The 13349-nt window shown below is 50.4% G+C and carries 12 protein-coding genes; 7 read left to right on the top strand and 5 right to left on the bottom strand.

The genetic code is table 11. The features are described 5' to 3' along the window. From HP572_RS08935 to kdsA, 3 genes are all read left to right on the top strand, one after another. Window positions 1-402 (top strand): SirB2 family protein, encoded by a 402-nt coding sequence (locus HP572_RS08935; protein ID WP_010274936.1) that lies wholly within the window; start codon window positions 1-3, stop codon window positions 400-402. A 2-nt stretch (window positions 403-404) separates the two neighbouring features. Then, window positions 405-1214, top strand: a complete 810-nt coding sequence (gene sirB1, locus HP572_RS08930; RefSeq protein ID WP_010274939.1) for an invasion regulator SirB1 — start codon at window positions 405-407, stop codon at window positions 1212-1214. A gap of 75 nt (window positions 1215-1289) precedes the next feature. Next, a complete protein-coding gene (gene kdsA, locus HP572_RS08925; protein ID WP_010274945.1) occupies window positions 1290-2144 on the top strand; it encodes a 3-deoxy-8-phosphooctulonate synthase in 855 nt (284 codons plus the stop codon). Between the two features lie 103 nt (window positions 2145-2247). On the opposite strand, the gene ydgH is transcribed toward kdsA, so the two are convergent. Then, window positions 2248-3201, bottom strand: a complete 954-nt coding sequence (ydgH, locus tag HP572_RS08920; protein WP_240585384.1) for a DUF1471 family protein YdgH — start codon at window positions 3199-3201, stop codon at window positions 2248-2250. A gap of 579 nt (window positions 3202-3780) precedes the next feature. Between ydgH and pntA the strand changes: the two genes are divergently transcribed. Continuing rightward, complete coding sequence (pntA, locus tag HP572_RS08915; RefSeq protein ID WP_010274963.1) at window positions 3781-5310, top strand: Re/Si-specific NAD(P)(+) transhydrogenase subunit alpha; 1530 nt, start codon at window positions 3781-3783, stop codon at window positions 5308-5310. Window positions 5311-5320: 10 nt separating this feature from the next. Beyond that, complete coding sequence (gene pntB / locus HP572_RS08910; protein ID WP_010274967.1) at window positions 5321-6709, top strand: Re/Si-specific NAD(P)(+) transhydrogenase subunit beta; 1389 nt, start codon at window positions 5321-5323, stop codon at window positions 6707-6709. 138 nt (window positions 6710-6847) lie between these two features. Here pntB and uspE read toward each other — a convergent pair whose 3' ends face one another. The 3 genes from uspE to ogt all read right to left on the bottom strand — a co-directional run bounded on the left by uspE (window position 6848) and on the right by ogt (window position 9552). After that, window positions 6848-7798 (bottom strand): universal stress protein UspE, encoded by a 951-nt coding sequence (gene uspE / locus HP572_RS08905; RefSeq protein WP_240585383.1) that lies wholly within the window; start codon window positions 7796-7798, stop codon window positions 6848-6850. 190 nt (window positions 7799-7988) lie between these two features. Continuing rightward, window positions 7989-8735 carry a fumarate/nitrate reduction transcriptional regulator Fnr gene (fnr, locus tag HP572_RS08900; protein WP_010274971.1) on the bottom strand — a complete coding sequence of 249 codons (747 nt, stop codon included), beginning with the start codon at window positions 8733-8735 and terminating at the stop codon, window positions 7989-7991. A 289-nt stretch (window positions 8736-9024) separates the two neighbouring features. Next, entirely contained in the window at window positions 9025-9552 is a 528-nt protein-coding gene (gene ogt, locus HP572_RS08895; RefSeq protein ID WP_240585382.1) for a methylated-DNA--[protein]-cysteine S-methyltransferase, read from the bottom strand. Between the two features lie 443 nt (window positions 9553-9995). Between ogt and HP572_RS08890 the strand changes: the two genes are divergently transcribed. Then, window positions 9996-11291, top strand: a complete 1296-nt coding sequence (locus HP572_RS08890; RefSeq protein WP_240585381.1) for a Gfo/Idh/MocA family oxidoreductase — start codon at window positions 9996-9998, stop codon at window positions 11289-11291. A 111-nt stretch (window positions 11292-11402) separates the two neighbouring features. Beyond that, window positions 11403-12722 (top strand): ABC transporter substrate-binding protein, encoded by a 1320-nt coding sequence (locus tag HP572_RS08885; RefSeq protein ID WP_240585380.1) that lies wholly within the window; start codon window positions 11403-11405, stop codon window positions 12720-12722. Between the two features lie 66 nt (window positions 12723-12788). Here HP572_RS08885 and sodC read toward each other — a convergent pair whose 3' ends face one another. Beyond that, window positions 12789-13313: a superoxide dismutase [Cu-Zn] SodC gene (sodC, locus tag HP572_RS08880; RefSeq protein WP_240585379.1), complete on the bottom strand. Its 525-nt coding sequence runs from the start codon at window positions 13311-13313 to the stop codon at window positions 12789-12791. Between the last annotated feature and the right edge of the window lie 36 nt (window positions 13314-13349).

Here is a 13349-nt window from a genome sequence, read left to right as displayed (position 1 = left end):
ATGGACGTGATAACTCTTTACCCAGCCACGATATATCTGCATCTGGCAACGGTTGGCATTAGTATTTCCCTGTTTGTGATTCGTTTTTTTTGGCTGTGCCGACAATCCGCTATGCTGCAACAGCGCTGGGTGAAAATCCTGCCACATATTAACGACACCTTGTTATTAATCAGCGGTATTGGTTTAATCACGCTTAGCCATACGTATCCGTTTACTCCCGAGCAAAGCTGGCTGACGGAAAAACTGTTTGGCGTTATCATTTATATCCTTCTTGGCGCTATCGCCTTGGGGAAACGCCCCCGTAGCCAGAACGTTCGCTGGTTGGCGTTTGTATCTGCTTTAATATGCTTTGGTGTAGTCGTGCTGCTGGCACTGACACAGTCACCGTTGCTGATGGAATAATTATGAGTGCTATTGCTGATTTTGAATTCAACCAGTCACTGCTAAGTGATGGTGTCGTGTTGGTTTCACAGGCGATTCGCCGCGACTTTCCCGCTCAGGATGTGCGGCAAAATCTGCAACAGCTGGTTGAGAACGCTCGAGCCGCTATTCCTGACGACCTTGAGCAAGATCTTCAGCTTGAAAAGCTGATTGAGCTGTTTTATCACACCTGGGGATTCGGCGGTGCGGGCGGTGTTTATCGCCTGTCTGATGCGCTGTGGCTCGATCAAGTGCTTGAATCGCGTCAGGGCATGCCCGTATCGCTTGGCGTTATCTTTTTGCATATCGCCAATGAGCTTGGCTTGCCGCTGATGCCGGTGATTTTCCCGACGCAGCTGATTCTGCGCGCCGACTGGCTCGACGAAGAGATGTGGCTGATCAATCCGCTAAATGGCGATACGTTGAGCGAGCATGTGCTGGAAGTGTGGCTGAAAGGTAATATCGGCCCGTCAACCCGCCTGCTTGATGAAGATCTGGATGAAGCTGAGAACGTCCTGATCGTGCGTAAAATGCTCGACACGCTGAAAGTCGCTCTGATGGAAGAAAAACAGATGGAGCTGGCGTTGAGAGCCAGCGAAGCGGTGCTGCAGTTTGACCCGGACGATCCCTATGAAATCCGCGACCGCGGCCTGATTTATGCTCAACTGGATTGCGACCATATTGCGCTGTCCGATCTCAACTATTTCGTTGAACAGTGTCCGGAAGACCCGGTGAGTGAAATGATAAAAGTGCAGATTCACTCGATAGAGCAGAAACAGATTGTCTTGCATTAAAAAAACAGTCTTACATTAAGAAACCGTTTTGCAGTAATGCTACGTTAATTTATTTCCCGACATGAAGGTAAAAGTATGACGAATAAAGTGGTCAAGATAGGGGATATCCCCGTCGCCAACGATCTGCCTTTTGTGCTGTTTGGTGGCATGAATGTTCTTGAATCACGCGATCTGGCGATGCGCATTTGTGAGCATTACGTCACGGTCACGCAGAAGTTGGGCATTCCTTACGTGTTCAAGGCGTCATTCGATAAGGCTAACCGTTCCTCTATTCACTCTTACCGTGGTCCCGGCCTGGAAGAAGGGATGAAAATCTTCCAGGAACTGAAACAGACCTTTGGCGTAAAAATTATCACTGACGTGCATGAATCGCATCAGGCTCAGCCCGTTGCCGATGTGGTTGACGTGATCCAACTTCCTGCGTTTTTGGCGCGCCAAACCGATCTGGTGGAAGCGATGGCGAAAACCGGTGCGGTAATCAACGTGAAAAAGCCGCAGTTCGTCAGCCCGGGTCAAATGGGGAACATCGTCGATAAGTTTATCGAAGGTGGCAATGATCAGGTGATTTTGTGCGATCGCGGCAGCAACTTCGGTTACGACAATCTGGTTGTCGATATGCTGGGCTTCAATGTCATGAAGCATGCTTCCAACGGTGCGCCGGTGATTTTTGACGTTACGCATGCGCTACAGTGCCGCGACCCGTTTGGTGCGGCGTCCGGTGGCCGTCGTGGTCAGGTGACTGAACTGGCGCGTGCCGGTATGGCCGTCGGTCTGGCAGGGCTATTTATTGAAGCTCACCCGGATCCTGCGAATGCGAAGTGTGATGGTCCGTCTGCGCTGCCGCTGGATAAACTGGAGCCGTTCCTGCAACAGATCAAAGCGATTGACGATCTGGTGAAAAGCTTCCCTGAACTGGACACCAGCAAGTAATCTTACTCACGGTAGATTGATTACTGGTATAAAAAAACCCGCGATATTGCGGGTTTTTGTGTTTATAACGTTCGTCGTTTTCTACGACACAGCGCGATGGCTGTTATTTATAGAGATCCGCGCTGATCGTGAGGTTGTTGCCTTTACCTTCCCACTGTCTGGTGATGTGGTAGTACTTAGCACCTTTCTCGCCCGCACGTTTAGCAACGGCTTCAGACACCTGCGTCATGTTGGTGTAGTTTCCGCGGAATTTAATCGAATCGAAAGGCACCATCTGCGCTGCCGTGGCATTGTTCAGTTCTTGGATTTGTGTGCCATCAGATAGCGTTACCGTGTAACGTCCACCTTTTGACGACTGCGTTTCGAAGAAATTACCTACGTTACGGCTAGGGCTGCCAGAGTTGGCAACACCAGGAATTTCCACCTTGGCAGCTTCCGCACCACCGGCAGCCAGCGCCGCACGGCCTGCATCAGAATCCGCTGGGATGACGTCGGTGCTCTGGGTCTGGCGCTTCGGTGCGTCGGCTTTATAAATGTAGGCGGTAATTTTTTGGTTGCCGCTATTCGAGTTCACATCAACCTGACGAACGATGTAGAACGAATCGGCATTCTTCTCTTTTGCTGCTTTCGCAATGGCGTCGTTCACGTCCGGTTGGCTGCGGAAGAATCCGCCAACGGTGACGGTGTCATAAGGTTCTAATCCGTACGCCACATCTTTCGGCAGCTCTTTCACACCGTAGAAGGTGCGAAATTGGACATCCTGATTCGCCTTTGGCGCATCTTTGCGATACAGGTCGACCGTGACATTCCAGTTGCCACTCGAATTAGCGTCATCCATCGCTTGTACATAAAACGACTCTGCGCCCAGCTTGTCGGCGCGTTTTGAGGCTGCGGCTACCGCTTCATTGATCGCGTTAAAACGTCCTTTAAACGTAATTCGTTCAAAGGGTTGCAGGGATTCTGCTTGCTCAGGCGTAAGTTCCTGTGCAGCCTGCGCTGAAAATGCCGAGAGTGATAACAACAATGTAGATGCAATAACAGTAGTCTTCAGCTTCATAAAAAATCCTTTCGCCTTCCTGCCACTCGAATTATTTAAGGTATAGCAATCAACCTGTAACGGAATAGGGCTGATTATCGCACGGAATAAATTCTTGTGCTTTAGCATTTTCAGCGGGCTGAAAAGCCATGATGCTTCGGCTCGCAACAAGAAAAGTGCTAATAATAACGGTTAATGATTGTTTTGACATCATAAGGGATATTTATACAATTTATCGCATTAACAACCTTGTAACACATCGTTTTTGTGAAACAGCCCAGAAAAATACTTCTGTAATAATGCTACAAAAGGCAGAGAAGAGCATGATTTTCGACCAAGAAAGGCTGACAGAACCTGTGATAACTCGGCTTTTCTGTGAAATTCATTTTATTTATGGATCATCGATCACATTTTCAGTACGTTATAAATGAGTTCGCCTACAGTGAGACGCCTCAAAAAACGTGTGGTAAGAAGATGATAAGACCCTCTTCCTACCGCGTGAATACGGGGATATAGGGTGCAGTAGGTCTCGGCGAATTCGAATAACAGAATAGGGTGAGAATAATAACCTTCGTTAAAATAAGCGAAAAGGGTATCAGCATGCGTATTGGTGTACCAAGAGAGCGGTTGGCCAATGAAGCCCGTGTAGCAGCGACGCCGAAAACGGTTGAACAGCTGCTGAAACTGGGCTTTACGGTCTCGATAGAACGTGAAGCGGGAAAACTGGCAAGTTTTGACGATGCGGCATACGAAGAAGCCGGTGCGTCGATTGTTGACAGTTCGGAAGTCTGGCAAGCCGACATCGTCCTGAAGGTGAATGCGCCGCAGGATGATGAAATCGAACTGACCCGAGCGGGCAGTACGGTTGTCAGCTTTATCTGGCCAGCCCAGAACCCAGAACTGCTGGCGAAGCTGGCTGCCCGTCAGGTGACGGTGATGGCGATGGATTCCGTGCCGCGTATTTCGCGCGCGCAGTCACTGGATGCGCTCAGCTCGATGGCTAACATCGCGGGCTATCGTGCCATCGTTGAAGCTGCTCACGAGTTTGGCCGCTTCTTTACCGGACAGATTACCGCCGCAGGTAAAGTTCCGCCTGCTAAGGTTATGATTATCGGGGCTGGCGTGGCTGGTTTGGCTGCGATCGGTGCCGCAGGTAGCTTAGGTGCTATCGTTCGTGCTTTTGATACTCGCCCTGAAGTAAAAGAGCAGGTTAAAAGCATGGGGGCTGAGTTCCTCGAACTCGACTTTGAAGAAGAAGCAGGCAGCGGCGATGGCTATGCCAAAGTCATGTCTGAAGCCTTTATTAAAGCCGAAATGGAACTGTTTGCCGCTCAGGCAAAAGAAGTCGACATTATCGTCACTACCGCATTGATCCCTGGAAAACCGGCGCCACGCCTGATCACCAAAGAAATGGTGCTGAGCATGAAGCCCGGCAGCGTGATTGTCGATTTAGCGGCACAAACGGGCGGAAACTGCGAATTGACCGTAGCCGATCGCGTCACCGTGACGGAGAACGGCGTCAAAATTATCGGTTACACCGATTTGCCTAGTCGTCTGCCGACGCAATCCTCACAGCTTTACGGTACGAACCTGGTTAACCTGCTGAAATTACTCTGCAAAGAGAAAGACGGCGAGATTGACGTCGATTTTGACGATACCGTGATTCGCGGCGTGACCGTCATTAAAGAAGGTGAGATCACCTGGCCGGCACCGCCTATTCAGGTTTCAGCACAGCCACAGCAGGCAAAACCTGCCGCTGCAGTGGTGAAGGAAGAAGCCAAGCCGACGTCGCCGTGGAAGAAATATGCGTTCCTCGTGATCGCCATCCTGCTGTTTGGCTGGCTGGCCGATGTTGCGCCTAAAGAGTTCTTGTCTCACTTTACCGTTTTTGCGCTGTCCTGCGTGGTGGGCTATTACGTTGTCTGGAATGTCAGCCACGCATTGCACACGCCATTGATGTCAGTCACTAACGCAATATCAGGCATTATCGTTGTCGGAGCATTGTTGCAGATCGGCCACGGCGGATGGGTGTCGTTCTTCTCATTCATTGCCGTATTGATCGCCAGCATCAATATTTTCGGTGGTTTCACCGTGACTCAGCGCATGCTGAAAATGTTCCGTAAAAACTAAGGGGTAACACATGTCTGGTGGATTAGTAACTGCTGCATACATTGTTGCCGCAATTCTCTTTATTTTCAGTTTGGCTGGGCTGTCCAAGCACGAAACGTCGCAACAAGGAAACATCTTTGGTATCAGCGGGATGGCGCTTGCGCTGATCGCGACGATTCTGGGACCGGATTCTGGCAACGTGGGTTGGATCATCGTCGCGATGGCGATCGGTGGATCAATCGGTATTTATCTGGCGCGTAAGGTTGAAATGACCGAGATGCCAGAACTGGTCGCGATTCTTCACAGCTTTGTGGGCTTGGCCGCGGTACTGGTTGGCTTTAACAGCTTCCTCGATCACGGTGAAATCACCGATCCAGTGATGGTCAATATCCATTTGACGGAAGTCTTCCTGGGTATCTTCATCGGTGCCGTGACCTTCACGGGCTCAGTGATCGCGTTCGGCAAACTGCGTGGCAATATCTCCTCCAAGCCATTGATGCTGCCTCATCGCCATAAAATGAATCTGGCGGCGCTGGTTGTGTCCTTCCTGCTGCTGCTGGTTTTCGTCAATACGGGCAGCGTGGCGTTGCAGGTACTGGCGCTGATCCTGATGACGGCGATTGCACTGGTATTTGGCTGGCATCTGGTGGCATCGATTGGCGGTGCGGACATGCCGGTCGTTGTTTCTATGCTGAACTCCTACTCCGGTTGGGCGGCAGCGGCAGCGGGCTTCATGCTGAGCAATGACCTGCTGATCGTGACTGGTGCTCTGGTGGGTTCTTCTGGTGCGATTCTCTCTTACATCATGTGTAAAGCGATGAACCGTTCCTTTATCAGCGTGATTGCCGGTGGTTTTGGTACGGATGGCGTGTCCTCTGGTGAAAGTGAAGAAGTCGGCGAGTACCGTGAGGCTTCAGCGGAAGACGTGGCTGATTTACTCAAGAACTCAACTTCAGTCATCATCACGCCGGGATACGGTATGGCCGTCGCGCAGGCGCAGTATCCTGTGCATGACATCACTGCAAAACTGCGCGCACGTGGCATTAACGTTCGCTTTGGTATTCACCCGGTTGCAGGGCGTCTGCCTGGCCACATGAACGTGCTGTTGGCCGAAGCAAAAGTTCCTTACGACATCGTGTTGGAAATGGATGAAATTAATGATGATTTCACCGATACCGACACCGTACTGGTCATTGGTGCGAATGACACCGTTAACCCGGCGGCGCAAGAAGATCCACACAGCCCAATCGCTGGCATGCCAGTGCTGGAAGTGTGGAAAGCGCAGAATGTTATCGTGTTCAAGCGTTCCATGAATACCGGTTACGCTGGCGTACAGAACCCGCTGTTCTTTAAAGAGAACACGCAGATGCTGTTTGGCGATGCCAAAGACAGCGTTGAGGCGATTCTGAAAGCGCTGTAAGCGTGACAGGAAGTAGAAAACGAAAGGGGCGAAGTCGCCCCTTTTTTACATCTCAAATCTAGTGATGCGTGGCATCGCAAAAATAATGCCAGCACTGAGGCTGGCATTATTTGGTGCTGAACGTGATGACACGAGTAATCAGCTATTATCACCGTCTTCGAGCGTAATCGGTGACACGAAATCATCGGGTTTGATGGCAAGTAAATCGCACTTCAAGTGATCGATAACATGCTCGACGGTGTTGCCGATAAAGGCAGCGGAAAGACCGGTTCTACCCAGCGATCCCAACACCACGACGCCCGCCTGCAAATGCTCAGCCAGATCGGGAATCACTTCTTCTGGCAACCCTTTTTCCACGTGCGTTAGGCGTTCATCCAGGCCGAATTTCTGCCGTAGCGACTTCATGGCGATAAGGTGCTGCCCTCGAATGGCATCGTTATAGACGCTGGGATCGAAATCAGGCAGTTCAATGGCGATATTGATAGGGGTAACAGGGTAGGCACCGACCAGATGAACCTCAGTCTGATCAACATGCTGTGCCAGCTCCAGCGTTTCCGATACCAGTTTGATATTGAGCGGATCGTGATACGGATCTTCGCTAGCCAGATTGACGGCAACCAGCGCACGGCCTTCGACTGGCCAAGGCTGATCTTTTACCATCCACACGGGGCAAGGGCACTTGCGCAATAGCTGCCAGTCGGTTGGCGTAAAGATAACGGCTTCCAGCCGATCGTGCTGATGTGCCATTTTCAACAACAGGTCATGCTGACCGGAAATCACTTCACGAATAATGGCTTCAAAGGGCTTGTTGTGCCACACCACTTTGATTTCTATCGAAACGCCCGCTTCAAGGTAGTATTTGCACTGTTCCGCAATCCACTCGGTCCGTTGCTGAATAACGCCCTGACGCATTTCCACCCGTTCATCGGGAGAAAGCAGGGTGGTCATTTCATAAGAGAAATCATAAATCGGCAGAAATGCCTTGATACGGCCGCCAAGTCGCTGAACCAGGTAAACCGCCCGACGCAGCGCTGGTTGGTCATCCTGATTTGGGTCAATAGCTACCAGTAAGTTCTGATACTTTGCCATAGCTCCTCCAAACAGCTGTTACTCCACAGCCTGTCATTCAAGAGTACCGCAATGGAATCGTTTTGGACAACAGAGATAAGCCGCAGAACAACAAAATAGGAAATATCACGGATGGGGCGGAAAAGAGGGGATAAAATTGACGTTGCCACAGTAAAAAAAGCGGCAACGTCAAATAGTTAGGCTGGAAAGATTATTTGCGCGAGGAACCTGCTAATTCGGAAAGCGCATCAAGATTCTCGATCGTGATGTATTTTCCTTTTACCGCCAGCGTTCCGCTTTTCTGGAAACGACCCAGCAGACGACTGATGGTTTCAACGGTCAGCCCCAGATAGTTGCCGATATCACCGCGCGTCATGGTCAGACGGAATTCGCGAGGCGAGAAACCACGCTGGGCAAAACGGCGGGAGAGGTTGTAGACAAACGCCGCCAGACGCTCTTCAGCATTCTTCTTTGACAGCAGCAGAATCATGTCCTGATCGCCACGGATTTCGCCGCTCATCAGGCGCATCATCTGCTGACGCAGGTTAGGCATTTTCCCTGAGAGATCGTCCAGCGTCTCGAAAGGAATTTCGCAGACCATTGAGGTTTCCAGCGCCTGAGCGAAGCTCGGGTGTTGGGCTGTACCGATAGCATCAAAGCCCACCAAGTCACCCGCCAGATGAAAACCGGTGATTTGCTCGTCGCCTTGCTCCGTGATGGTATAGCTTTTTATCGTACCGGAGCGGATCGCGTACAGCGATCTCAGCTCATCGCCAGCCTTAAACAGCGCTTGCCCCTTCTGGATAGGCTTCTTCCTTTCGATGATATTGTCGAGCTGATCGAGCTCGTGTTCATTCAGGGTGAAAGGGATGCATAGCTGACTGATACTGCAATCCTGACAGTGGATTGCACAACCGCCAGACTGGATGCGTCGGATAATTCGCTTTTCCGGGATCATAGGCTTTGCTCAGGCAATAATTGATATTGGTCAATTTTAACAGCTTTTATCGGCTCTGATAAGACCAGTAATCACCGGAATAGACCAATAAATAGTGAACTAACTATAATTTTTCGATTTTTCTGGGAAATATTCCGATATATAAGACCCGTGCAGAGGTCATATTTTTGTCTATTACGTTACAGTACGGTTAACACATTGATTAATCCGAATTGCTTACGGTGATAAGCAATTCGGCGGGCATGTTCGCGTGTCGCGAAGCGTAAATTATAACGGCAAATTATTCAGTCTAGGTAAATAGTTGTCGAGGTAAATAACCTTCGTGAGCGAGCAGCCACTGTTTACGGTGAATGCCGCCCGCATAGCCTGTCAGCGCACCGCCCGTACCAATAACACGATGGCACGGAACCACGATGCTGACAGGGTTGGAGCCGTTTGCCATGCCGACCGCACGTGCTGCGCCGGTGCGTCCCAGTAACGTCGCAAGCTCGCCGTACGTGGTAATTTCTCCACAGGGGATTTTACGTAATTCCTTCCAGACCTGCTGTTGAAATTCGGTTCCTACGGAAGCTACGGGCAGCGTATCAATAATCGCTAATTCGCCATCAAAATAGCGTTGCAGGCTCTCTGTCAGGCCACCGGGATTATGACGCGGCTGTAACGAAAAGGGATCATTTCGATAACTGCGATTGAGCAGGCGAAATAAATCGTCTTCATACTCGCGCCACTCGACGGCACGCAAATGATTATTTTCATCCGCAATAATCAATAACTCCCCAAGCGGAGTTGCCATCGTGTCCTGAAAAAAAATCTGCATAGTGATTCCTTACGCGCTTATCGCTTTCTTGCTTCTCTCGTGAGTGACGTGCCGATTATCCGGCATCCTCCGACGGATTGAAAATAAAATGCGAGATATGTCACGCGGTAAGGTGAAAAAAGAGAAAACCGTCACGATCGTATCCACCGTGTTGGGTAGCGCCACGTGAGAGCAGATCCCGTTGATGCGCGAACACTTAAGAGAGGCAATGCACATCCAGCGTGGAGTATGCGAGGGTGTCCTGCCAACATTACCAATAAAATCAATCGCTAATGTAGGAAATGCTCAATTTGTATTTATGAGAGATGGAACATGCCAATCTTCATCCTACTGCCAGATAACATCGTCGCATGGCAATAATATGAAGGTGAACGAGGTTGGGATGCTCTATTTTTTTATGGCAAAGGCCATGTGTCCTACGTTATTTGGAGGAAATGCGCAGAATGAAAAAAAAATATGCCGTTGTGGGAACGGGAGGCCGCGCGGGCCTTTATCTGGAATCGATCGCCAGGGATTATCAGGATCAGGGACAATTTGTTGCTTTTTGCGATACCAACCAGACGCGAATGAATTACGCCAACCAGATTGTCCATAAGTATGGGCACGATAATGTGCCGACGTACCGCGCCGAACAGTTCGAGCAGATGATCGCGGAAACCAAGCCGGATGTGGTTATTGTGACGTCTCTGGATCGGACGCATCATCACTATATTATTCGGGCAATGGAATTGGGCTGTGATGTCATCAGTGAAAAACCGATGACGATTGATGAAGAGAAATGTCAGGCGATTATTGATGCGATTAACCGTACTGGCCGTAAATTGCGCGTGACCTTTAATTACCGCTACGCCCCGCATCATAGTAAAGTTCGTGAATTAATTGCCGCTGGGGTGATTGGCGAAGTCTATTCCGTTCACTTTGAGTGGCTGCTGAATACCGAGCACGGGGCGGATTATTTCCGTCGCTGGCACCGTGACAAACGCAATAGCGGCGGGTTGTTGGTACACAAATCCACGCACCATTTTGATCTGGTGAATTTCTGGCTGAATAGCGAACCGGAAACGGTCTATGCGCAGGGTGATTTACGTTTTTACGGTAAAGCGAATGCCGAAGCGCGCGGCGTCACAGAGTTTTATTCCCGGTCACATAATAGCGCAGCGGCAGAAAACGACCCGTTTGCGCTGCACATGAATAAAAGCGAACAGCTGACCGCCTTATATTTAGACGCCGAACATGAAGATGGCTATTACCGCGATAAAAGCGTGTTCGATGACGGTATTAATATTGAAGATGTACTGGGTGTGATGGTGCGCTATAAGAGCAAAGCTATCATGACGTACTCATTAAACGCCTATTTACCCTGGGAAGGGCTGAACGTGGTGTTTAATGGCAGTAAGGGCCGGTTAGAAATGAAACTGGTAGAAAAATCTTATGTAAACGGAGGCGGACAAAAAGAGGATGAAGGTGCGCTGAATGACTGTGAAATAAAGATCTATCCGATGTTTGACGAGCCTTATGTCGTACCGGTTGAATTTAAAGCGGGCGGACACGGCGGCGGCGATCAGGTCATGTTGAACGATCTGTTTGGTACACCGGAACCCGATCCATTACATCGCGCAGCAGATTATCGTGATGGGGCAATGTCTATTTTAACTGGCATCGCTGCCAATCGATCATTACGCACCGAACTGCCAGTGAAAATAAGCGAACTGGCCGTTAACCTGAAAAGAGGGAATTAATCAGAGTACCTGCCATTTCAGGCAGCAAATGCTTCCGCATCCGTAGTACCTGTCTGTCCGCATACCGGCAGGCAGGTGGAAACCTCCGAATACTATTATAAGGGTTTTATTATGGCGAAAACACGGAACAAATTATCTCACCTACTCCTGCTCTGTGCTGCGCTGCCCGTGGGCGCGGCATTCTCTCAATCTGCTGACGCCGCCGAGATCCGTATCTCCTGGTGGGGGGGCAATCAGCGGCATGAGGCAACACTCGCGGCGATTAACGCATTTCAAAAAGCCAATCCGACGATTACCGTCAAAGCCGAATATGCTGGCTGGGACGGCTACCTTTCTCGCCTGTCAACCCAGATGGCCGGGGGGCAAGAGCCTGATGTGATTCGTATTGACTGGAACTGGCTGCCGCAGTTTTCCCGCAATGGCGACGGCTTTTATGATTTGAATAAGCAAAAAGATATTCTGGGGCTGGGAGATTTTTCGCCTAACGCTCTGAAAACGGCGGACGTAAAAGGGAAGCTGCAAGGTCTCCCGATTTCGATGACGTCCCGCAGCATGATTTACAACAAAACCACCTGGGATAAAGCAGGCGTCGCCTATCCGCAAACCTGGGATGAGCTGTTTGCCGCTGGCCCGGTGTTTAAACAAAAACTGGGCGACAATTATTACCCGCTTGGCGTTGCTCAAGGTTCAAGCGATCTGCTGGATATTCTGACGCTCGGCCGTAGCTATCTGGCACAGAAATACGGCATCGATATGATCGATGAGAAGAAGCAGAGCATTGCCTATAGTCGCGATCAGGTACGGGAACTCTTCGGCTTTTATAAAAAGCTGGTTGATTCCCATGTGATACCCGATCAGCGCTATTTCTCCTCATTCGGTCGCACCAACGTCTATGAGATTCGCCCCTGGATTAACGGTGAATTAGCCGGGATGTATTTATGGGATTCGGCCATCTATACCTATTCCAGCAATATGCCGAAGGATGCCGTGCTGGAAACGGGGCCGTTCCTCACTATGCCCAATGCTAAAGATTCGGGGCTGATCACCAAACCGTCTTCGCTGTTCGCCATCAGTAAGAACAGCAAGCATCCGAAAGAAGCGGCGATGCTGATGAGTTTCATGCTGAGTAACCCGGAAGGCGTGAAGGCATTAGGCTTGCAAAACGGGATGCCTGCTAACCCGAAAGCGCAAAAACTGCTGGAAGATATCGGCGTGATCAACCCCGGTAACCTGTTAGCAAACGCCTATCGGGCGGCAGCGGAGCAACCGGCGTCTAAGGTGCCCGTTTCACCGTTTATGGAAAATCAGGAGCTGGTTCAGCTGTGGACGAGCAGTCTGCAAAAACTGGATTACGGTAACGGAGAGGTGAATAAGGTTGCCGATGATTTCCTGAACAGTGCTAACCGTATCTTAAAACGTGCTATCCGCTAACCACCGCTGTTAATGTGCGATGCCATGTCGAAACGAGATGGCATCGCACGTCTCGAACGTGACGCCTTACTTAATCACACCACACGCCATTCTGGCTCCGCCACCGCCCAGTTTTGCTGGCGTGTCAGCGTAGTTGTCTCCGCCGACGTGAACCATCAATGCATGGTTTTTCACCTCAGACAGCGATTTTATCCGAGGAGCCAGAATCGGATAGGTTGACGTGCCGTCCGCATTCACAACCAGGCCGGGCAGGTCGCCCAAATGTCCCTGATCGTTATAAGGGCCAAGGTGTTTGCCGGTTTTTTTCGGATCGAGATGGCCACCTGCCGCCAGAGCAGGAACCGGTTTGCCGTCTTGCTCAGCAGGTTCACAGCTGGCATTTTCATGCACGTGGAACCCATGAATTCCCGCTTTCAGTCCTTTCAGGTTCGGCGTGAAAAGCAGGCCGTACGGCGTTTCCGTAATGGATACCTCACCGATACTTCCACCCGTGCCTGTTGGCAGCGCTTCATTCAGCGTCACCGTGGTATCTGCCGCGAAGGTGGAACAGGAAAAGAACACGCCTGTCAGGATAAGTGCCTTCAGTTTCATTGTCTTTTGCCTCTTAGGGGTTGAGTGTAAAGAATC

Source organism: Pectobacterium sp. PL64 (assembly GCF_022477975.1).
GTDB lineage: Bacteria > Pseudomonadota > Gammaproteobacteria > Enterobacterales > Enterobacteriaceae > Pectobacterium > Pectobacterium jejuense.
The sequence above is the reverse complement of the archived record's forward strand: the minus strand, read 5'-3'. Positions and strand labels throughout refer to the sequence as shown.

Excerpts from the sequence above, each read along its gene's own strand:
- HP572_RS08935 (WP_010274936.1), top strand. The coding sequence starts at position 1 with ATGGACGTGATAACTCTTTACCCAGCCACGATATATCTGCATCTGGCA.
- sirB1 (WP_010274939.1), top strand. The coding sequence starts at position 405 with ATGAGTGCTATTGCTGATTTTGAATTCAACCAGTCACTGCTAAGTGAT.
- kdsA (WP_010274945.1), top strand. The coding sequence starts at position 1,290 with ATGACGAATAAAGTGGTCAAGATAGGGGATATCCCCGTCGCCAACGAT.
- ydgH (WP_240585384.1), bottom strand. The coding sequence starts at position 3,201 with ATGAAGCTGAAGACTACTGTTATTGCATCTACATTGTTGTTATCACTC.
- pntA (WP_010274963.1), top strand. The coding sequence starts at position 3,781 with ATGCGTATTGGTGTACCAAGAGAGCGGTTGGCCAATGAAGCCCGTGTA.
- pntB (WP_010274967.1), top strand. The coding sequence starts at position 5,321 with ATGTCTGGTGGATTAGTAACTGCTGCATACATTGTTGCCGCAATTCTC.
- uspE (WP_240585383.1), bottom strand. The coding sequence starts at position 7,798 with ATGGCAAAGTATCAGAACTTACTGGTAGCTATTGACCCAAATCAGGAT.
- fnr (WP_010274971.1), bottom strand. The coding sequence starts at position 8,735 with ATGATCCCGGAAAAGCGAATTATCCGACGCATCCAGTCTGGCGGTTGT.
- ogt (WP_240585382.1), bottom strand. The coding sequence starts at position 9,552 with ATGCAGATTTTTTTTCAGGACACGATGGCAACTCCGCTTGGGGAGTTA.
- HP572_RS08890 (WP_240585381.1), top strand. The coding sequence starts at position 9,996 with ATGAAAAAAAAATATGCCGTTGTGGGAACGGGAGGCCGCGCGGGCCTT.
- HP572_RS08885 (WP_240585380.1), top strand. The coding sequence starts at position 11,403 with ATGGCGAAAACACGGAACAAATTATCTCACCTACTCCTGCTCTGTGCT.
- sodC (WP_240585379.1), bottom strand. The coding sequence starts at position 13,313 with ATGAAACTGAAGGCACTTATCCTGACAGGCGTGTTCTTTTCCTGTTCC.